Below are 19,838 nucleotides of genomic sequence, written 5' to 3' on the forward strand. Positions count from 1 at the left end.
GGTGGATATGTCATGGCAGTGATGTAGGATTGAAATTTTTTCTGATCGACTGGTGCAGCCAAGCATTATGAATCGCATGGGGATCTCGTCGGTTCACCATAAATGCCCATAAAACGGGTATTTACGGCCTACGCAAACCTCAATAAGGCCTGTGTTTACTGAAAGTCAGGTCGATGTAGTCACCTTCGAAAATGAAGTGATTCGGCGACGTCCTGGGATGCATCAGATGGTGCCCTAGCCCGCGAAAACCCTAGACTCTACAAGCACTTGCGCCTATATTTTCACCAGTGGCAACACTGTTGCCATCTCTGCTGTCTGCCACGATTCCGAGGGTAGGACGCTCACTCAATCGTCAGGTACTTCTTCATGCCAAGGCCAATCGCTCTGGATTTATTCTGCGGGTCCGGTGCCGTCTCCCTGGGACTAAAGAAAGCAGGATTCCAAGTCGTAGGGGCCGTTGACTTTGACGCTGGAGCTTGCCGCACCTATCGCGACAACCACCCGGAAGTCCGGCTGCGGGAGAAGGATATTCGGGAGGTGAACCCTGACGAGTTCGCTGACGTCATTCCGGAGCGGTTGGATCTGCTTGTGGTGTGCGCTCCCTGCCAGCCGTTCAGCAGCCAGAACCGACACAAGAGCGACAAGGATTCGCGTCGGGATTTGGTGGGTGAGTCCAAGAAGTTCATCAAGCGATTCGAGCCCTCCTTGGTCTTTTTGGAAAACGTCCCGGGTTTGGCCTCTACCAGTATTTTCGGGGGCTTCAGGCGTTGGCTGAGAAAAGCCGGCTACTCCGTAGCCCAGCCCATGCGTGTGGATGCCGCAGATCTGGGAGTACCCCAGCGTCGTACCAGGATGATCCTGGTTGCGGCCAAAGGTGTTCCGCTCTCCGTCGCTACGAACATCGTGCAACGTCGTCGGAAAACCGTGCACAGGGCAATTTCCGAATTGCCCGTGCCACCTGTGGGCCGGCCTGAGCCTGGGTTGGATCCGCTTCACTTCGCTCGGAGACACTCGCCGCTCAATATTCAGCGTCTGCAGCATATCCCTCGTGATGGTGGCGGACGTGAGTCCTTGCCTGTTGAGCTGCAGTTGGCTTGTCACCAGCGGGCGGAAAAGGCTTCCTCGTTCTCGGACACCTACGGGCGTATGAGATGGAACGACGTCGCTCCGACCCTTACCACGGGGTGTACGGACATTACCCGGGGTCGTTATGCCCACCCGGAACAGCACCGGGCAATCACCCTTCGCGAAGCTGCGCGGCTTCAATCGTTCCCGGATACCTATATCTTCCATGGAAACGCCGGCCAGATCGCAACTCAGATCGGCAACGCCGTTCCACCGGAAATGATGCGCACCATCGCCCGTAGTCTCAGGGCCGCGATCAGAGCCGACGCATTGTGAAGAACAGCCCTTCATCCCGGCCTCCAGCCTCTTCGGATCAGGTGTCGGCTGTGATGAAGCGTGTTCGCACGAAGGACACGGCGCCTGAGCTCGCACTTCGAAAGTTACTCTTCTCCGTAGGGTTGCGTTACCGCATCCACTACAAGCCCAAATCCGTTGCCTTGGGGCGCTCAAACATCGACATCGCCTTCCCCAGGGCGAGGCTGGCCGTATTCGTTGATGGATGCTTTTGGCATGGCTGTCCGGATCACGGTACGATCCCAAAAGCGAACGGCGACTGGTGGGCGGAAAAGCTGCAGAGCAATCGTGCCCGGGACGAGCGGGTGACCGCTGTTTTGCACGCTGCAGGTTGGACTGTGTTGCGCTTTTGGACCCACCAGTCCCCTGAATCCATGGCAGCTATCGTCATGGATCAACTACACAAGAATTCTATAACTCCTTAGAGACCTAGGAGTCTTCATGACACAGCTCAGGGTGAGAGCTAGGGCCGTCGACATGCTCGGCAGGCAGCAAATTGCGGGGATTCCCACCGCAATCCATGAACTTTTCAAAAATGCACACGATGCCTATGCGGAAAGAGTTGAAGTCGACTATTTCCGTCGTAACCGCGTACTTGTCCTCCGTGATGACGGATATGGCATGACCCGGGAGGATGTCGAAAACCGCTGGTTAACTTTGGGCACCGAGTCCCGTGTTAACGCCAATCGTGATTCGGATGACCAGGAATGGAGAGGCCCGAAAAACTTACCCAAGCGTTCTATCATGGGGGAGAAGGGCATCGGGCGTTTAGCCATCGCAGTCATTGCCCCAATTACAATTCTGATGACTCGGGCAAGTCGACCTGATGGTTTGAGGGATTTAGTTGTAGCTCTAGTCCATTGGGGTATTTTTGAACAGCCAGGGTTGGATGTCAGCGCAATCGACGTGCCTGTGGAGGAGTTTACCGGTGGCACGCTACCAACTAGGGATGATATTGGGCGTTTAGCGGATAAAGTAGCCGATAACCTCAAGTCACTTGAAGGCAAAATTTCTCCTGCAGCATTCAAGCAACTAATTGAGGATTTAGATCGGGTCCGGATAATTGGTCCCGATATGTTGGATAATACCCTTAATAAAAACGATGATGGAATATATAGGGCTGATCCGCTAACTCTCACTGGTGAAGGCTATGGTACACATTTCATTGTGCTTCCTGTCGCCCCCGAGTTGGATGATGATATTGATGGGCGGGGTGAGAAAGAGTCCTCGAAGTTAGAGCGGAACCTTCTCGGATTTTCCAATGCAATGGCTTTTGATGATCCGGTGATTAAAACGGAATTTCGTGATCACACTTTGGAAGGGGTGGAAGAGAGGATAGGGCCAAAAAGCTTCTTTAACAGTGACGACTTTAATAAGACTGACCAATACTTTGAAGGTGAATTTGACGAATTTGGCCAGTTCGTAGGAAGGGTTTCTATCTACGGAAAGTCAAGAGAGTTTGTCTGCAATTGGACGGACGGGGGAGGTAGGACGCCAAAGTGTGGGCCATTCTCTTTCCGCTATGGATATGTCCAAGGGCGCTCTAGTGAGTCTCGACTATCCCCAGAAGATTGGTCGGAAATGGTCGGAAAAACCGACAGGATGGGAGGGCTTTATATATATAGGGATGGTATTAGAGTCTTGCCCTATGGGAACTCGGATGTAGACTGGCTAGACATTGAGAAGAGACGGACTCTGGCGGCAAAGGATTGGTTTTTCTCTTATCGTCGTGGCTTTGGATATGTGGGTATTAGGCACTCTGAAAATGGGGCTTTGACCGAGAAGGCTGGTCGTGAAGGGTTTAGGGAGAATCTGGCTTATCGAGATTTTCGCTCGATTTTGGTTAACTTCTTTAAGCAGTTGGCATATGAGTTTTTTAGGAAAGCATCCCCTCAAGGTGACGATTACCATGAGGGTAAAGAGACTTTTGCGGCCCAGGCTGAGTTGCTTAAGAAACAGAAAGAGAAGGCCGATCAGCGGCGGAAGCAATTGCAGTCGGAGCTAGAAGAGTTTTTTGATTTTTATAACTCAGGATATTTCGAGTCTGAGTCATCAGCGATTCTTAAAGATTTAAAAGAAAAGCTTGAATATATTGGTCTTGAGTTGGATTTAGGGGATTTTGCTTCAAGAGCGCGGCTGTTAGAGCTAGATGCTAAACAGAGGCTTCGCGCGCTGAATGGAAAGGTTCAATTAATTCTGCCGCGAGGGCTGGCTCTAACTAAGAGGCTGCAAAGGGACTGGGTTGCATACGAGTCTATATCTGCACAGTTGAAGCAGGAGTTGTTAGAGCCTCTCAGGGCTGATCTGGATGAGCAAATAAGAAAGGCTACTGACGGTCGTGTGGCTGCATCAGAAAGAAGGAGTATTGCCCTTCAAGATATTGAGCGCGAAAAGGATAATATTGTTCGCGAACTGGCAAGTCTACGGAGGGAAACATCAAGTTCTGTTGGGCAAATGCAAAACGCTGTGCATGATGTTCTTAAGGAGGAATTCTCCGGTCTCAGAGTTAATGTTGAAAGGTTGGTCGATGAGTTTGTAAAGCGTACGGCTGAGAACCCGGATGAGTTGGATAAGATTCGTAGCGAGATTGAAAGCAAGCTCTCAGATCTGAAGCTTCGGGAGGTTGAGCTTTTAGATTCTTTGAGGCGGCAAATGATTGAGTTATCTGAAGGTGTTCAGGCTCGAGAAACGTTAGACGATCGATTTGCTGCTCTTGAGTCAAGAAATCAAGTTCTGGAGGAGCAAATTGAATTTTATTCGGAGTTTGCTCAGATGGGGATGTCGGTAGGTATTCTTCAGCATGAGTTCGAGGGAGCATCGCGAGGTATTCGATCTGCGATGTTAGAGCTCAAGCCGTGGGCTGACAGAAATCTGCCGTTGGCATCTATCTATAAGAAATTACGCGACCATATTGAGCACCTGGAAGGGTATCTAAAGGTTCTTGATCCTCTAGGTAGGAGGCTGTATCGCTCTACCGTTGAAATTTCCGGAAGTGAAATATTGAACGTGGTTCGAAGTGTGTTCAGTGAACCCCTTGAGGCTTCCTCAATAGAGCTTGATGCCACTCTTGCGTTTCGTGGATTTATGGTGCGGTGTAAGTCTTCGGCGTTAATGGGCGCTTTTGTAAATATTATTGATAATGCTATTTACTGGCTAAATAGTCGCTCTCACGGCGAGAAAAAGATAATACTGGATGCGGATGATAAAGGTTTCCTTATTTCTAATAATGGGCCTGGTATAGAAGAACGCGTACGGCAGAGAATGTTTGACTTCGGTGAGACGCAAAAGCCTGGTGGACGCGGAATGGGGCTTGCTATCAGTCAACAAACGCTGCGCAGAGAAGGTTTCGATATTGAGCTGGTTCAATCGGGAGTTGATGTAAGTCCTAAGTTTAGGATTTTCTCGAAGGATTCGCGGAGTGAGTGATATGGGAAGTCAAGGTGTTATAGAGGAAGCAGCAACTATGAATTCTGCCGCCATTTGGTCTGATCATATCCAAGGAGCAGTAAAAGAGTTCCTTAAGACGGCGGTTGTAATTGATAATCAGCCATGGATTCGTGAGGCAAGCTCAGCGCCTACGCCTCAAGTCGCTCCGCCAGTAGATAATGGTCTAGATGCTGATCTACCGGTAGTTGAGGTACCTGTTGCACCTGTTGAGATAGATCAACTACACGACCTAGACCTGCGTGCGGTATCTGATAGGTTCGCATCTAATGGAATTGCATGCGCATTTGTCCTCCCGGATGATGAAGACTCGCAGCAAGAACAAAAGGTTGCTCGTGCGGTAGCTGCGGCAAAGGTTTCCGATCTCGTTATCATTGATTGGTATCTGAAGAAAAAGGATTCGTCCTTGACTCTTTCGATCCTCCAGGAAATTGCGACATCGGACTCTGCTGAAAATGGGAGGCTTCGGCTTATTTGTGTCTATACAGGCGAGCCGTTGGGCGAGTCAATATTTAAAGATGTTAAGGAGTACCTGCAGAATGGAGGGATCTCTGTTGAAGATGTTGCGGGGCAAGATTTTTGTGCTTATGGTGATAATACGCTGGTCGTATTAAAGAATAAGGGTGCTACTCCGGCCTCTCAATTGCCGCTGGACTTGATAAATTTATTTTCTCGCTTTGCAGACGGATTAATACCTGCATTTTCGTTGGCTGCTGTTGGGGCTATTAGAAAAAATGCTCATCACATGTTGACGCGATTTGGTAGTAAATTAGACTCGGCCTATATTGCCAATAGGATAATTACAAATCCCCCAAGTGATGTTTCGGAAATGCTCCGTGATTTGTTTGTGTCTGAATGTGACTCTGCTTTGGGTTTGGAGTCTGTTGCTGATAGGTATTTAGAGAGTGAGCCGATTGTAAAATGGATTAATGCTAAAGAGGACATCATATCGGTTCAGAGGGTGGGCGGAGATGTTGTTATAGATAAGTCTCTTCTTCTGAGTATCTTGGCTGGTGGTGTTCGAGATCATAAGGCGTTCAATGGTGACCCGAATGATATTAAATTTCCTGAAAAATCTCGGCATTTGATTTCTACTGCGTTAGCGGGAGGAGCTGAGCTCTCTAAAAACTCTGAGCACGAATTTGCTCGGTTGGTTGTTCTGAAACGCGAAGCTCATGGCCGCTCAAAACTGTATGGTGCCGGAGGGTGGCGGCCATCACTGACGACTGGGACTTTAATTAAGTATCAGTTGAGGCCTGCAGGGACTGATGAGCAAGGGCAAGCCGTAGCGGAGGAATTTGAGTATCTTATTTGCCTGACTCCAGCATGCGATACGTTACGGCTTGAAGAGAAAACTCCGTTTGTATTTTTAAAGATATATATTGATTCCGAAAAATATGGAATTGTCTTGAAAGACTCCGAGGGGCAGGAGGTTTTTCTCCGGGTAGATCAAAAGGGGCCTGTTATTAGAACCTTCTTTTTTACTCCGGACACTTCTCTTCAAAGGGTCTTTGCCGATTGTGTTCAGGAAGGCTCGGAAAAATATGAATTTCAATGCTTAGAAGGGAAAAAATTCTCCTGGCTTGGAGAGGTGAGATATACCCGTGCAGCCAGTGAAATGGCTGGGCTTTTACGGAATTGGATGCGAATTGGTATTAGTGATTCAGAGTATCTGAGGCTAATAAACGAAGGACGTTTCAATTTTTAAAGTTGTACAGGGGGGCTCGTCCCCTCCAACTTCTTGAGTTGATATATTTTTCGGCTACTACGTCTTCACACGGATGCGTTCAGTGCACTCTTTCACATCATCATCGATGATGTTGCCCGGCTTAATGTACTCCTTCATGGATCTTCGCGTGCCTCTATTGGCTTCCCTTTCGCGTTGAGCCTGCATCTTGAGGTTTGTTCTGGCGCCTTCTGCTAGTGGGCCTTTTCCGTTGGCAAGACTTTGCATGATGCTTTTCTGGACGTAGTTCGCGAGGACTTCGATGATGGGGTTCATCGCCTCGGCGAGTGTGAGGGATGAGGAGCTTAGGAGGGCAAGGGTGGCCAGTATGGTCTTCTCTGATTCACGTCCTTGTAGTGAAAAATCGACTAAGCCCGGAAGATAGGGGCTTAGCCAGACCATATGCTCAGGGCATCTAGCGTCAATCGGAAAATACTGAAATGCGGATAGCAGTACCTATTCCCTGGTCATGCCTTTTACTGTCTAACTAGCCATCGGAGGCTAGGGCGGTGTTTTTGCGTCATTCCTTCCTGGCGGATTTCTCTCGGGCGTACCAGCGCCTAGCTACCGTCTGAGTAATCTCTATCCCGCGTCTTGTCCGTCCAAGTTTCGGTGAGCCTCATCGTACGCGGAGCTAATTTCCCCCATTGGCTGGGTCCAAAATCGTTCTCTTTTGGATTGCGCAGGGCTTGAGATGGTATTTTAGGGAGTTAGGATTTTTTCTAACCTGATTCCAAGGTGTTGCCAGGCCTCTGCTTTCTCATTGGCGTAGTCATAATGGAGATAGTGCCGGCGAACTTTTGAGCCACCTAGCAAGTGGTTCTGGCAGCGATCAATTATCTCCAGCGTCACACCGAGCTCCTGCATCATAGTAGCGCCTGTGCGACGCAGGTCGTGAGGCGTCCATTCACCTTTAGCGCCTCTGCTCAGCACGAGTGAGTCGTCGTGGTGGCGGCCAGCTAAGGGCTTGCTGCGGTTCTTAAAGCGGCACTGCCGGTCACCGATCAATTTGCTGACTGTCTTGGTGTCGACATGGCTTTTTTCGTCCTTACTGGGGAAGCAGAACGGGGTATAGCCGGTTTCTTCTTTCAGGCGCCTGAACTGACTCAACGCGAATGGCGACAAGAATACGTGATGATCCTGGCGCTTGCCCTTGTGCCCCTTGGTAGCTTCGGCAGGGATAAACCAGGTGCCCTTGTCCAGATCCACGTGGCGCCATTCGGATTTGAGCAACTCACCGATACGGCAAAGGGTGCTCAGACAAATCCAGACGGCGCATTGCACACGTGGATTGACGGGACGGATGCCTGAGTATTTCTGGCCGGCGGGGAGGGCGTCGTAGTCGCGTTCCAAGCGGGCGAAGATGTCGTGCAGCTCTCGGATTTCGTCAGGGGAAAGTAGTCGGTCGCGCTGTTCTTCGTAGTCGTGATCGAGCAGCTTGTTGACGTCTATCAGGTCGGCCGGGTTGCCGTCGGCCATCAGGGTGCGCCATGGCTTGCGTTTCTCTCCCCAGCGCAGCATTTGGCCGATGTCCTTGCTGCGGATAACCACAGTACGGTTCAGGCCGCGGGCTTTGACTTGGCGCAGGACGTTGAGCAGGTCTTTCTCGGTTAGGGTGCGCAGTGGCTTCTTGCCGATGAGAGGGAGCACGTCCTTGGTGAAGCTTCGGCGCAGCTCGGCATTGCCGTCCTGACGTGATACACCATCGCGCATCCATTCCTCGAAGAGGTCGGCGACTGTCTTGTTCTCCGCGGCCTGGCGCTCGGCTTCGGCAATGGTGGCGGCGATGGCGGCCTGGGCCTCGATCTTGGCGGCCTTGCGGGCAGCGGTGGGGTCGATCCCTTTGGTGGCTATCGCTTTCACTTCGTCGCGTTCGGCGCGAATCTGCGCTAGCGATTTCTTCGGCCAACTGCCCAGGCTTTGGTCGCGCTTCATTCCATCCTGCTTGAATTCGTAGCGGAACTGCACCGTCACGCCACGCACGCCGGCACGGACTTTGGCGACCAGGCCCCCGTCCTCGCGGAGGATCCGGCCATCATCGGCTGTGGTGAGCGCTTCCAGTTGCTTGGCTGTCAGTTTGGCCATGTCCTACCCCTTGCCTTATTCGGTTCCGTGGAATTTTACCCCACTTTTACCCCACCGAATCGCTTGGCTGTCGGTGGATGCTCGTGGATCATGGTGGACGCTAATCTAGCCTGTATGCTCCGTATTTACTAGGGTGTAGGTGATTCGTCAGTGTCCATTGGTGTCCATGGAAATCCACAAAATAAGCGCATGGGGTGCAAGGGGTAGAGTGTTAAAATAATCCGCTCCATCAGGCCATGACATGAATTACTGCAGCGCTCGGAGCTTACTCAGAAGGGGGAACGAGATCGCGCCCCCGCCATCACCACGACAAGAGCGGACCTCCTCATAGGACCTGACCCAGGAGGCTCCTACGACGGCATCACGCCGCCAAATTGCCGTATAGCCCATCGACATAACTTGCCATCGACGGCGAAGCATCGAGAAACCGCTCCCCCGGAACAGCCACCCAATCACCTCCCCCTCAACCCCCGCTCCTCCCACCAATCCCACGCCTTGAGCGCCTGCCGAGCCACCCGGCCGCCCAGGAAGAAGAGCGTATCGCCGGCCATCGGGATGGATTTCCTGTTCACTATCCAGAAGTCCGTCAGTTCGGTCTTCTCGCCGTTGAGCAGGTCCGCGATGGTTCTGCCGTTGAGGTGGGTCAGTGCGACGCCGTGGCCGAAGCAGCCGCCCGAGTAGATGATGCGTTCGTCGCCGACGAAGCTGATTTCAGGGACCATGTCCACGTTCACCGAGACCGGGCCGCCCCAGCGGTAGGCGATGCGTACGTCCTTCAACTGGGGGTAGATCCACTTCAGGTGGGCTTCGCAGTGCTGCCAGCTCATGGGAGAGGGGACCTCGTCCATCGGTGGCGTTCTGTAGACGATCGCGTCGCCGCCGCCCATGAGGATCCGGCCGTCCACGGTGGGGCGGAAGTAATGCAGCATCTGCCGGTTGTCGCCGAACGACTGCCGGTCCTTCCAGCCGATGCTTTGCCACTGCCGGTCGCTGAGTGGCTCGGTCACGATCTGGTAGGTCCAGAGCGGGAACTGCCGGGTCTTGAGCGCGCGGGTATCCGGCACCTGACGTGAGTAGGCGTTGGTCGCCACCACTAGCTTGTCGGCTGTGACCTTGCCCTGTGGTGTTGTGAGGCCGATGGCGGAGGCCGTTCTTTCGATGTTCGTCACGGGCGTCGTTTCGTAGATCGTGACGCCCGCCGACTCGGCCAGCCCCTTGAGGGCGCGCACCTGTTTGCAGGGGTTGAGGTAGCCGGTGCCGGATTCATAGATGCCGCTGTTGAAGCGTTCGGAATGGAAGTCCTGATGAACCTGTGACTTCTCCCGCCAGCGCATGTCGCCATCGAGGCCCAGTTCCTGGAACAGCTGATAACTCTTTTTCAGGCGATTGGCCTGCTGCTCCGAGTAGCTCATGCGAACCAGGCCGTTGTGGCGGTAGTCGCAATCGAGGCCGTTTTCCTCGATCAGGCTCCTGGTATGGGCCACCGCTTTCTCCAGGTACCGGTGCGCCTCGATCATCTTTTGTTTTCCCCAGCGCAACAGCACCATTTCGGGCTCCAGGCCGAACATCCTGGTGCTGAAGCCGGCGTTGCGGCCGCTGGCGCCGAAGCCGACGACGGCGGCTTCGAGCACCACCACTCGGGCGTTGGGGTTGTCCTGCTTGAACTGCCAGGCGGTATTCAGGCCGGTGTAGCCGGCGCCGATGATCGCCACGTCCACCTTCAGGTTTTCTTTCAGGGCAGGGTTGGGCGAGTAGTGCCCGTAGTCGTGTTGCCAAAAGGACTTGCTGCCCAGAAGCGGGTCGCTGTTGCCGGTCATGCTCTTTTCTCGTCTGCCGGGGATTGGGAACGCGACGTCGTTTGCAGGGCCTGGCCAGGAGGCCGCGCGGGGCCTTCTCCGGCGCAGTGCAGAGGCCGTCGGTTTCGAAAGGACGGCATCAGGGTAGTGGCGGGGCGAGTCGATGAATTGTCAGCCGGTGCCAGCCATTTGGGCCGCGCGCGCCAAAGTCGGGAAGGGGAGCGCGGTCAGGCGCGTGGCCGGCTGCTGGCGCGGTATTGCTGGGGCGAGCGGCCGGTCCAGCGTCGGAAGGCGCGGGTGAAGGAGCCGGATTCTGAATAGCCGACCAGCAGGGAGATTTCCGTCATGGAGTAGTCCGAGTCCGTGATGTACGCCAGGGCGAGTTCCCGGCGCACGTCTTCGACCAGCGACGAGTATTCGATGCCATGGTCCTTGAGGCGCCGCTGCAGGGTACGTCGGCTCAGGTTCAGCTGCTCGCAGATCTCGTCCAGCGAGGGGGCGCCGCTGCTCATTTCGGTCGCGATCATCCGGGTGACCTGGGCGAGCAGTTCATCGGACACGGCGCGCTGCTCGCGCTCTCGTTCGAGGTAGGGCTCGAGTGCCTTGTACAGCCGCTCGTTGCCACGCACCACCGGCATTTGCAGGGTCTGCAGGGGCAGGTGGATGCGGTTCGTGGGCTGGTTGAAGTAGAGCGGGCACTGGAAAATCCGCTTGTGCACCGAGGTGTCCGCGGGCCGGTCGTGTTCGAAGTCCATGCGCAGCGGCCTGATGGTGCTGCTGGTGATCAGGTTCAGCATGCGCAGGACGCAGGCGATCGCGAATTCCGCGTCCTGCCGCCGCTGGAGGACGGTCGGAGCGGTGACCTGATACTCCACGGTGACTTCGCGCGAGTCGCAGGTGAAGTCGAAGATCGACTCCTGGGCGAAGACGACGATGAACTGCTGCAGGGTCTTCAGGGCCTTTTCGACGCTGGGCGCGCAGTACAGGGCGTGGCCGAGGGCGCCGAAATCGTCGGCTTCGGTCTGGAACCCGAGTTCGAGCCCGACGTTGGGGTTCGACTGCCCCGCCGCCTCCCAGAGGGCGACGTACTGCTCGCCGGGTATTTCTATGTCCCCGCGCTCCAGTACCCGGGCATCGATGCCAAGCGGGGCGAGGTGGGGTTCGAAGCAATCCCTGAAGCGACGGAAGAAGTTCTCGGACATCACCGTACGGGCGGATTTCATAGGTGCCACAGCCTTATCGTTCTTGTCGTTCGTCTGTCCGTTTCGAAGGTCCCGCCGCCGACCGCTTCGGTCGACCGGTCGGTGATTTCCCGCGCCTGGCGTTGCCGGGCCAGGTGGTTGGGGAATCATCCCACGTGCTGTTTACGATAATCGCTTCGGGCCATGCCTGGTAAGCCCGGCATCACCGGGCAAGGGCGCCTGTCGTCGCGCCCAGGGGCGGCTCCCTCCGATTGGCATCGGATGTCAACGACTCTGTCACCTGCTGGCAAGCCGCGGTGGCGCCGCTTTGAATAGTTTTTCCAGCCAGATACGCACAGAAACCAGCAGCGTATGGAACCGCGGCGCAGCGCATCGCCACCGATGCAGTCAACCGCGATTTTTCCGCTGCTGGCCAGATGACCGACGAAGCGACCGACCCGCTCTTGCCGACGTACAGGCGCAGGGCAGGGTGGCGCTCGCCCGTCGGATCGAGCGCTTCCGCAACCCAGGAGACTGACGCCAGATGCCAACCCGCCTGCCAGGGCGGGGCGAGCCCGACCGCCCCGCCGCCCATGAGCCATCGACGAGCCGGGGCAAGCGCCCGCCCGCCCTGTGGAAGCGCTCGCTGCGCGCCCTGTTGGGTGGCCTCTCGCTGGCTGCCCTGGCACTGCCGGCGCTGGCGCAGTTCGTCCCCGAGCAAGCCCACGTCGAAACCCTGGGCGCGCACCAGGGCCAGCACTGGTTCTGGATCTGGGGCAGCAACGCTCCCAACATGGTCGACGGCCGCGCCTTCCTGTTCGCCGACGACGGCCGCAACCTCGGCCAGGTGAGTACCGGCATGTGGAGCAACGGCCTGGTGCTGTCGCACAAGCGCGACGAGTTCTACGCCAGCGAGATCTACTTCAGCCGCGGCGTGCGCGGCACCCGCACGGACGTGGTCACCGTCTACGACGCCCACACCCTCAGCCCCAAGCGCGAGATCGCCATCCCGCCCAAGCGCATGACCGCGCTCATCTCCACCGGGCTCAGCGTGCTATCGGACGACGAGCGCTTCCTGCTGGTGCTCAACTTCACCCCGGCGCAGTCCATCTCCGTCGTCGACCTGGAGCGCAACCGCTTCGTCGGCGAGGTCGCCACCCCCGGCTGCGCCTCCATCTACCCGGCCGGCCCGCGGGACTTCTATTCCATCTGCGGCAACGGCGGCTTCTTCCACCTGCGCCTCGACGACAATGGCCAGGCCGCCCTGCAGGAACGTACCGCGCCGGCCTTCGACCCGGTGAAGGACGCGCTGCTGACCACCGCTTCGCGCCTGGGTGATACCTGGTACTTCGTTTCCCAGAACAACGATGCCTATGGCATCCGCATGACCGCCCAGGGCGTCGAGGCGACCCGGCACTGGTCGCTGCTCAGCGATGCCGAGCGCGCCGACGGCTGGGGCGTGGCCGGCAACCACGGCGCCGCGCTGCACGAGCGCAGCGGCAGGCTGTTCGTGCTGATGCACAAGGACAAGCCGGAGAACTACCAGAAGCCCGGCACCGAGGTCTGGGTGTTCGACACCCGCACCCACGCGCGCCTCGCCCGCATCGAGCTGGAAGAGCAGAGCACCGCCATCGGCGTCAGCCAGGGCGAGCGGCCGCGCCTCTACAGCCTCGACTGGATGGTGCCCATGCCTGGACTGTTCACCGCCTGGGTCTACCTGACCGAAGGCGAAAAGGGCCTGATGCCGCTGCTGCGCCAGGGCATCAACCTCTACGACGCCGACAGCGGCAAGCACCTGCGCAGCATCGGCGACATTCCCCTGGGCTTCCTCAATGCGGTGGCGCCATGGTGATCGCGACCTGCCTGCACGACCCGCTGGTGCACCTGGGCAGTGCCTGCGCCCTGGCCTTGCTGCTGGGTAGCGCCGGCCTGCACAAGCTGCGCGATCCGCAGGGCTTCGCGCGCGTCCTCGATGATTACGCCGCGGCGTTCGCCGGCCTGCTGCCCACCAGGCTGCGCGCCGTTCTCGTCGGCCTGCTACCGGGCCTGGAACTGCTGGCCGCCGGCGGTGCGCTGGCCAGTCCCTGGCAGCCCTGGGCGGCGGCGCCTGCCGCGATTCTGCTGGCGCTCTATACCGCCGTGCTGGCCGGTGCCGCCTGGCGCGGTGTAGCCATCGCCGATTGCGGCTGCCACTTCGGTGGCCGGCCGCAGCCGCCGGGGCGGGCGCTGGTGCTGCGCAACCTGCTGCTGCTCCTGCCGGCGCTGAACCTGCTGGCGCCCATGGGCGAACGCCCGCTGGTGTGGTTCGACGCCGTCACCCTCGGCTTCGCCCTGGCCAGCGGCGTGGCGCTCTACCTGCTGGCCAACCTGTTGATCTCCAACCGTGCATCCCTGGGGGAACCGTGATGGACATGACTTACGCATTGATCGTCTCCAGCGGCTTTTCCTGGCTGCTCAACCTGGCCCTGGTCCTCGCCGTCTGCGCCCTGGCGCGGCAGGTCGGCCTGCTGCACGAACGTATCCGCCCGGTGGGCGCGCTGTCCCTGGGCAAGGCCATCAAGGCCGGGGAGGCGGCGCCGATTTTCACCCTGCCGAGCCTCACCGGCGGCTCGGTGAGCCTCGGCGGCGCCAATGCCCAGGGGCAGTCGACCCTGCTGTTCTTCCTCTCCGAGACCTGCCCGGTGTGCAAGACCCTGCTGCCGGTGCTCAAGGCCATCCGCCAGCAGGAGCGCCTGCGGATAGTGCTGGCCAGCGACGGCGAGGTCGCCGCGCACCAGGCCTTCATCGAGGCGCAGCGCCTGCAGGCGTTCCCCTACCTGCTGTCGCGCGAGGTCGGTCTGGCCTACCAGATCAGCAAGCTGCCCTACGGCGTATTGATCGACGCCAGCGGCACCGTGGTCACCCACGGCCTGATCAATACCCGCGAGCACCTGGAAAGCCTGTTCGAGGCCCAGGTGCTCGGCTTCGCCTCGATCCAGGCCTTCGAGGCCGCGCGCCACGCGGCTGGAACTCCCCTCTACAAGCAGGTGCACTGAGCATGGCGATCAAATGGTTCGACGAAGCCGCCGAGCTGCTGACCCGCAAGGTCGCGCGCGGCACCTCGCGGCGGGGCTTCCTCGGCGGCCTGGGCACGCTGCTGGCCGGTGCCGGCGCGACGACCCTGCTGCCGGTTTTCCGCAGCGGCGCCTTCGCCCAGCCGGGGGCTTCCAGCCTGGTGGAGAACGGCGACCCGAGCAGTTGCGACTACTGGCGTTACTGCGCCATCGACGGCTTCCTCTGCAGTTGCTGCGGCGGCACGGTGAACAGCTGCCCGCCGGGCACGGTGCGCTCCGACATCACCTGGATCGGCACCTGCCGCAACCCGGCGGACGGCAAGGACTACGTGATTTCCTACAACGACTGCTGCGGCAAGAGCAATTGCGGGCGCTGCGTGTGCCAGCGCGACGAGGGCGACCGCCCGCTGTACCGCCCGCAGAGCTCCAACGACCTCAACTGGTGTTCCGGCAGCCAGGCCGACATGCCGTACCACTGCTCGCTGTCGGTGGTGATCGGGGTGAAGGAATAAGCCCATGGCCGGCCGCTCCCCGATCCGCGCCGCTCTCGCCGCACTGCTGCTGGTGGGCCCGGCAAGCGCCTGGACCACCGAGCCGCGCCAGCTGGACTACATGCTCAACTGCCAGGGTTGCCACCTGCCCGACGGCAGCGGCAACCCGCAGCGCCAGGTGCCGGCGTTCCCCGGCCAACTGGGCAAGTTCCTCGGCGTGCCGGGCGGGCGGGAATACCTGGTGCAGGTGCCCGGCTCGGCGCTCTCGGGCCTTTCCGACGACGCCCTGGCCGGCGTCCTCAACTGGATGCTGGAGCGCTTCGACAGGGAGCAGCTGCCGGCCGATTTCCAACCCTACAGCGGGGCGGAGCTGCACGGCTGGCGGCAGCGCGTGCCGGCCGATGTCGGCCAGGTCCGCCGCGACCTGCTCGAACGCATCGCCCAGCAAGAAAAACAGAAGCGCGAAGGAACCTGAACCCATGAAGGCATGTACCCGTGTCGGCCTGCTTCTGCTCGCCGCAACGCTCCACATTCGCGCCGAAGCCGGTGCCGGCGTCGAAACCTGCGCCGCCTGCCACGGCGACCAGGGCCAGGGCAACGCCGTGCTCGGCGCCCCGCGCCTGGCCGGCCAGCAGGTCGACTACCTGCTCCAGCAACTGCGCGCCTTCAAGGCCGGCCAGCGTGGCTACGACCCGCAAGACAGCCAGGGCGTGCAGATGCGCGCTGTGGTAGCCAGCCTGGACGAAGCCGACTTCAACCGCCTGGCCCATCACTACGCACAACAGCAGGCCGCCAAGGTCAGCGCGAGCAAAAGCGCGGGCACCGCCCATGGCGAGTCCCTCTACCAGGGCTCGTGCGCGGCCTGCCACGGCCTGCAAGCCGAAGGCTTCGCCCACCTGAAGACCCCCAGCCTGCGCATCCTCGATGCCAGCTACCTCGACCGCCAGCTCACTCACTACACGGACGGGACACGCGGCAGCGATGCCCATGCGGATCCACTGGGCATCTGGATGCGCGGCATCGCGTTGCAGATTCGCAGCGCGGAGGACCGGAGGGCGATCATCGATTACCTCGCCAGCCTGTCGCTGCCGGCGGCCGAACAGGCGAGGCGCTGAGGGATGCGCTGCGCCCGTGAGCCGGAAAGGCAAAGGCCTTTGGGGATTGGCGGGAGAGGAGGGCCGGTATCGGCGGCATCAGCCGCGCTTTCCACTGCCGGGCCCGCTCGCGATTGGCACCAGATGCCAATTTCCCTGGCCTCTACTGGCAAGTCGCTCCGCGCCGCTTTGGATAGCTTTGCACTCCAGGCGAGCCCGATGTCGAGCCCCTCTGGGGCACCTCGAACTGCTTCCCGATAAACACAAAAAGCTCCTCCAGGAGAAGTTCATGAGAAACCTCCCGCTTTCGCTGTTGGGCGGTGCGCTGTTGGCGCTCCTTGGTACTGTTCAGGCGCAGGGCGCCGCTGCGGCTGGCCCGGGCGAGCTTGGCAACGCGCTCACCCCTGTCGGTGCCGAGAAGGCCGGCAACGCCGACGGCAGCATCCCGGCCTGGAACGGCGGGCTGACCCAGGCGCCGGCCGGCTGGAGCCCTGGCCATGGTGACCCTTATGCCGCTGACAAGCCGTTGTACCACGTGGATGCGAAGAACCTCGCGCAGTACCAGGCGCTGATGCCCGAAGGGCAGGTGGCGCTGATCAAGGCTTACCCGAGCTATCGCCTGGACGTCTATCCCACCCATCGCAGCTGCGCCGTTCCCACCGAGGTGGCGCAGCGCACCAGGGAACTCGCCGGGCAGGCGCGCATCGGTAGCGACGGCTGGCGCCTGGAGCAGGCACCCGGCGCGGCGGTGCCGTTCCCGCTGCCGAAGAGCGGCATCGAGGTCATGTGGAACTACAAGCTGCGCTACATGGCCAAGGGGCGGCGGGCGCAGATCTCGTTCCTGATGCGCGAGAAGGGCGGCTCGCTCACCGAAGTCAAGCAGTGGGCCTATGAGTACTACCCGTGGAACGACCCCGCGGTGAAAAGCCCGGCCGACACCGGCGGCATCGAGGCCAAGTTGCTCTACGACGTGCTCTCGCCCTCGTCGCGCGCCGGCGAGATGTACCTGGTGCACGCCTACCTGGACAAGCCGCAGGACTCCTGGATCTACTTCCCCGGCCAGCGCCGCGTACGCCTCGCGCCCTCGTTCGCCTACGACAACCCCATCGCCGGCTCCGACAGCCTGTACTTCGTCGACCAGATCAACATGTTCACCGGCGCCCTGGACCGCTATGACTTCAAGCTGGTCGGCAAGAAGGAAATGCTGGTGCCGTACAACTCCTACAAGCTGGTCGACAAGGCCAACAAGTACGAGCAGCTGATCGGCCAGGACTACCTGAACCGCGACGCGCAGCGCTACGAGAAGCACCGCGTGTGGGTGGTGGAAGCCACCGTGAAGGCCGACAAGCGCCACTCCTTCGCCAAGCGGGTCTTCTTCATCGACGAGGACAGCTGGAGCCTGCTGTACGTCGACATGTACGACGCCAAGGGCAACCTCTGGCGCTTCCAGGAAGGCAGCCTCTGGGCCGACCCGGAAATCCAGGCCTGCACCAACTTCGAATACGTCAGCTACGACCTGGTCGCGCGCCGCTACATCGCCGACGGCTTCACCCAGGAAGGGGAGGCCCTCGACCTCCCCGCGGGCCTGCAGGGGCGGGTGAGCGACAAGATGTTCAGCGCCAACGAATTGCGTCGCCGCGGCGAACGCTGATCAGCCCGGAGAAACCTCATGAACAAGAACGACAAGTGCGGCGCGCAAGCGCCGCAGGGGATGCTGCGCGCCCGCAATACCTCGACCCTGGCCCTGCTGGCGGCTTCCGGCCTGCTGTGGGCGCAGCCGGGCCAGGCCTTCGTCTTCGGCTCCGAAGCGGGCGTTTCCGGCAGCTTCGACTCAACGCTTTCCTATGGCTTCGCCACCCGCCTGCAGTCGCCGGACTGCAATCTCGTCGGCAGCGACAGCGGCGGCTGCAACAACGGCGCCAACACCGAACTTGGGCGCTACTACAACCTGTCCAGGGGCAACGGCTACGCCAATGCCGACATCAACTACAGCAACGCCGACGACGGTGACCTGAACTACCACAAGCACGACGTCTATTCCCAGGTAATCAAGGGCACCCACGAGCTGAGCCTGAAGTTCGGCGACGGCTGGAGCGCCCTCGGCCGGGTCGCCTGGGCCAGGGACTTCAAGATGGACGACACCCGTCGCACCGACCTCGAAGACACCGCCAGGCGCGATGCCACCGAGCGCTTCGACCTGCTCGACCTGTGGCTGGCCAGGAGCTTCGACCTCGGCCAGATGCCGGCCAAGGTCAAGGTGGGCAACCAGGTGATCAGCTGGGGCGAGGAAATCTTCGTCACCGGCGGCATCAACCAGATCAACGCCCTCAGCCTGCCCAAGTACCACACCCCGGGTACCCAGTTGAAGGAAGTGTTCATCCCGGCGCCCATGGCCTCGTTCAACCTGGGCCTGAGCGACACCCTGAACCTGGAGGGTTACTACCAGTTCAAGTGGAACGCCTACGCGCTCGACCCGGTGGGCACCTACTTCTCCGCGGCGGACGTAGCCGGGGAAGGGCGCCGCGCCATCTACTATCCGACCAACTATGTCGAGGGCATCCTGCCCGGCACCTGCGCCGCCACCCCCAGCGGGCGTTGCGGCGACCCGCTGAGCAGCGGCCTGAGCACGGCCGACCTGGTAGCCGCGGGCCTGGCGGTGCCCTACGCGGGTGAGCGCGAGGCGAAGAACGGCGGCCAGTACGGCCTGGCCCTGCGCTGGCGGGCGGAGGGCATCGACACCGAGTTCGGCCTGTTCTACGAGCGCTACCACGACAAGCTGCCCTTCATCGGCTACACCGCGCGCAAGGACCCGGACAACCTGGTGGTGGACGACTACTTCATCAACTACGGCGAGGACAAGGACCTCTTCGGCCTGTCGATGAACACCATGCTCGGCCCGGTGGCCGTGGCCGGCGAGCTGTCGTACCGCCCGCACGACAGCGTCGCCATCGACCCCACCGTGCCCTTCGGCAGCGCCTTCACCGGCAGCTACAACAAGTACAGCGTGTTCGACACCGGGGTGAACAAGGGCTTCGTCGAAGAGCGGAAGTGGCAGGCCGACCTCAACGCCATCTACACCTTCTCCGCCAACGACGTGCTGGGCTTCATCCCCACCAGCCTCGGCGCTTCCGACGGCTTCATGATGGCCGAGGCGGTCGTCACCTACTACCCGGGCCTGGATACCTCCGGCAAGGTGCCCTACGCGCTGCCGGACTACGCGCTGCCGGACAAGGCCTCCTGGGGCTACGTCACCGAGTTCGGGATCAACTACCCGGACCTGTTCGGCAGCGGCGTCACCGTCACCCCGCAGCTGGACTTCAGCCAGGACGTGAACGGTACCTCGCCCAACGCCTCGCCCTTCGTCGAGGGCCGCAAGTCGCTGACCACCTCGCTGCTGTTCAACTACCGCGACCGCTGGAAGGGCGGCCTGCAGTGGGTGCAGTTCTGGGGCGGCGGCGCCAACAACCTGATGGCTGACCGCGACTTCCTCGGCGGCAGCGTTTCCTACTCGTTCTGATCCCTGGCAGTAGACCGCCGGCGACGGCCCCT

The 19,838-nt window shown here is 59.6% G+C and carries 16 protein-coding genes; 12 read left to right on the plus strand and 4 right to left on the minus strand.

The window, feature by feature from the left end; genetic code table 11:
• Nucleotides 1-366: 366 nt before the first annotated feature.
• Genes PKO50_RS10395 through PKO50_RS10410 form a run of 4 tightly spaced genes read left to right on the plus strand, consistent with a single transcriptional unit; the run spans nt 367 to nt 6,571 of the window.
• Nucleotides 367-1,401: a DNA cytosine methyltransferase gene (locus tag PKO50_RS10395; RefSeq protein ID WP_275629623.1), complete on the plus strand. Its 1,035-nt coding sequence runs from the start codon at nt 367-369 to the stop codon at nt 1,399-1,401.
• Nucleotides 1,402-1,442: 41 nt separating this feature from the next.
• Nucleotides 1,443-1,844, plus strand: a complete 402-nt coding sequence (locus tag PKO50_RS10400) for a very short patch repair endonuclease (protein ID WP_275629624.1) — start codon at nt 1,443-1,445, stop codon at nt 1,842-1,844.
• 52 nt (nt 1,845-1,896) lie between these two features.
• On the plus strand, nt 1,897-4,845 hold the full coding sequence (locus PKO50_RS10405; protein ID WP_275629625.1) for an ATP-binding protein: 2,949 nt from the start codon (nt 1,897-1,899) through the stop codon (nt 4,843-4,845).
• Nucleotide 4,846: 1 nt separating this feature from the next.
• Nucleotides 4,847-6,571, plus strand: coding sequence for a response regulator receiver domain (locus PKO50_RS10410; protein ID WP_275630460.1), 1,725 nt, complete (start codon nt 4,847-4,849; stop codon nt 6,569-6,571).
• Nucleotides 6,572-6,628: 57 nt separating this feature from the next.
• Here the strand turns inward: PKO50_RS10410 and PKO50_RS10415 are convergent, their stop codons facing one another.
• The 4 genes from PKO50_RS10415 to PKO50_RS10430 form a co-directional block, all read right to left on the minus strand.
• Nucleotides 6,629-6,865 carry a hypothetical protein gene (locus tag PKO50_RS10415; protein WP_275629626.1) on the minus strand — a complete coding sequence of 79 codons (237 nt, stop codon included), beginning with the start codon at nt 6,863-6,865 and terminating at the stop codon, nt 6,629-6,631.
• 426 nt (nt 6,866-7,291) lie between these two features.
• On the minus strand, nt 7,292-8,674 hold the full coding sequence (locus PKO50_RS10420; RefSeq protein ID WP_275629627.1) for a site-specific integrase: 1,383 nt from the start codon (nt 8,672-8,674) through the stop codon (nt 7,292-7,294).
• Nucleotides 8,675-9,126: 452 nt separating this feature from the next.
• Complete coding sequence (locus PKO50_RS10425) at nt 9,127-10,491, minus strand: FAD-binding oxidoreductase (protein WP_275629628.1); 1,365 nt, start codon at nt 10,489-10,491, stop codon at nt 9,127-9,129.
• Nucleotides 10,492-10,697: 206 nt separating this feature from the next.
• A complete protein-coding gene (locus PKO50_RS10430) occupies nt 10,698-11,693 on the minus strand; it encodes an AraC family transcriptional regulator ligand-binding domain-containing protein (RefSeq protein WP_275629629.1) in 996 nt (331 codons plus the stop codon).
• A gap of 502 nt (nt 11,694-12,195) precedes the next feature.
• Here PKO50_RS10430 and PKO50_RS10435 point away from each other — a divergent pair.
• The 8 genes from PKO50_RS10435 to PKO50_RS10470 all read left to right on the plus strand — a co-directional run bounded on the left by PKO50_RS10435 (nt 12,196) and on the right by PKO50_RS10470 (nt 19,806).
• A complete protein-coding gene (locus PKO50_RS10435) occupies nt 12,196-13,503 on the plus strand; it encodes an amine dehydrogenase large subunit (protein ID WP_275629630.1) in 1,308 nt (435 codons plus the stop codon).
• Nucleotides 13,497-14,057: a MauE/DoxX family redox-associated membrane protein gene (locus PKO50_RS10440; protein WP_275629631.1), complete on the plus strand. Its 561-nt coding sequence runs from the start codon at nt 13,497-13,499 to the stop codon at nt 14,055-14,057. Before PKO50_RS10435 ends, PKO50_RS10440 begins: the two co-directional genes overlap by 7 nt.
• A complete protein-coding gene (gene mauD, locus PKO50_RS10445; RefSeq protein ID WP_275629632.1) occupies nt 14,057-14,686 on the plus strand; it encodes a methylamine dehydrogenase accessory protein MauD in 630 nt (209 codons plus the stop codon). Before PKO50_RS10440 ends, mauD begins: the two co-directional genes overlap by 1 nt.
• Nucleotides 14,687-14,688: 2 nt before the next feature.
• Nucleotides 14,689-15,216, plus strand: a complete 528-nt coding sequence (locus PKO50_RS10450) for a methylamine dehydrogenase light chain (protein ID WP_109933374.1) — start codon at nt 14,689-14,691, stop codon at nt 15,214-15,216.
• A 4-nt stretch (nt 15,217-15,220) separates the two neighbouring features.
• Nucleotides 15,221-15,670 (plus strand): hypothetical protein, encoded by a 450-nt coding sequence (locus tag PKO50_RS10455; RefSeq protein WP_109933375.1) that lies wholly within the window; start codon nt 15,221-15,223, stop codon nt 15,668-15,670.
• Between the two features lie 4 nt (nt 15,671-15,674).
• Entirely contained in the window at nt 15,675-16,310 is a 636-nt protein-coding gene (locus PKO50_RS10460) for a c-type cytochrome (protein WP_275629633.1), read from the plus strand.
• 268 nt (nt 16,311-16,578) lie between these two features.
• Nucleotides 16,579-17,940 carry a DUF1329 domain-containing protein gene (locus PKO50_RS10465; RefSeq protein WP_275629634.1) on the plus strand — a complete coding sequence of 454 codons (1,362 nt, stop codon included), beginning with the start codon at nt 16,579-16,581 and terminating at the stop codon, nt 17,938-17,940.
• 18 nt (nt 17,941-17,958) lie between these two features.
• Nucleotides 17,959-19,806, plus strand: a complete 1,848-nt coding sequence (locus tag PKO50_RS10470) for a DUF1302 domain-containing protein (protein WP_109933378.1) — start codon at nt 17,959-17,961, stop codon at nt 19,804-19,806.
• Nucleotides 19,807-19,838: the final 32 nt, after the last annotated feature.

Source organism: Pseudomonas sp. 273 (assembly GCF_029201425.1).
Classification (GTDB): domain Bacteria; phylum Pseudomonadota; class Gammaproteobacteria; order Pseudomonadales; family Pseudomonadaceae; genus Pseudomonas; species Pseudomonas delhiensis.

Bases quoted from the DNA above. Each gene is read 5' to 3' on its own strand.
- PKO50_RS10395 (WP_275629623.1), top strand. From the start codon at position 367: ATGCCAAGGCCAATCGCTCTGGATTTATTCTGCGGGTCCGGTGCCGTC.
- PKO50_RS10405 (WP_275629625.1), top strand. From the start codon at position 1,897: ATGCTCGGCAGGCAGCAAATTGCGGGGATTCCCACCGCAATCCATGAA.
- PKO50_RS10410 (WP_275630460.1), top strand. From the start codon at position 4,847: ATGGGAAGTCAAGGTGTTATAGAGGAAGCAGCAACTATGAATTCTGCC.
- PKO50_RS10415 (WP_275629626.1), bottom strand. From the start codon at position 6,865: ATGAACCCCATCATCGAAGTCCTCGCGAACTACGTCCAGAAAAGCATC.
- PKO50_RS10420 (WP_275629627.1), bottom strand. From the start codon at position 8,674: ATGGCCAAACTGACAGCCAAGCAACTGGAAGCGCTCACCACAGCCGAT.
- PKO50_RS10425 (WP_275629628.1), bottom strand. From the start codon at position 10,491: ATGACCGGCAACAGCGACCCGCTTCTGGGCAGCAAGTCCTTTTGGCAA.
- PKO50_RS10430 (WP_275629629.1), bottom strand. From the start codon at position 11,693: ATGAAATCCGCCCGTACGGTGATGTCCGAGAACTTCTTCCGTCGCTTC.
- PKO50_RS10435 (WP_275629630.1), top strand. From the start codon at position 12,196: ATGCCAACCCGCCTGCCAGGGCGGGGCGAGCCCGACCGCCCCGCCGCC.
- PKO50_RS10440 (WP_275629631.1), top strand. From the start codon at position 13,497: ATGGTGATCGCGACCTGCCTGCACGACCCGCTGGTGCACCTGGGCAGT.
- mauD (WP_275629632.1), top strand. From the start codon at position 14,057: ATGGACATGACTTACGCATTGATCGTCTCCAGCGGCTTTTCCTGGCTG.
- PKO50_RS10450 (WP_109933374.1), top strand. From the start codon at position 14,689: ATGGCGATCAAATGGTTCGACGAAGCCGCCGAGCTGCTGACCCGCAAG.
- PKO50_RS10455 (WP_109933375.1), top strand. From the start codon at position 15,221: ATGGCCGGCCGCTCCCCGATCCGCGCCGCTCTCGCCGCACTGCTGCTG.
- PKO50_RS10460 (WP_275629633.1), top strand. From the start codon at position 15,675: ATGAAGGCATGTACCCGTGTCGGCCTGCTTCTGCTCGCCGCAACGCTC.
- PKO50_RS10465 (WP_275629634.1), top strand. From the start codon at position 16,579: ATGAGAAACCTCCCGCTTTCGCTGTTGGGCGGTGCGCTGTTGGCGCTC.
- PKO50_RS10470 (WP_109933378.1), top strand. From the start codon at position 17,959: ATGAACAAGAACGACAAGTGCGGCGCGCAAGCGCCGCAGGGGATGCTG.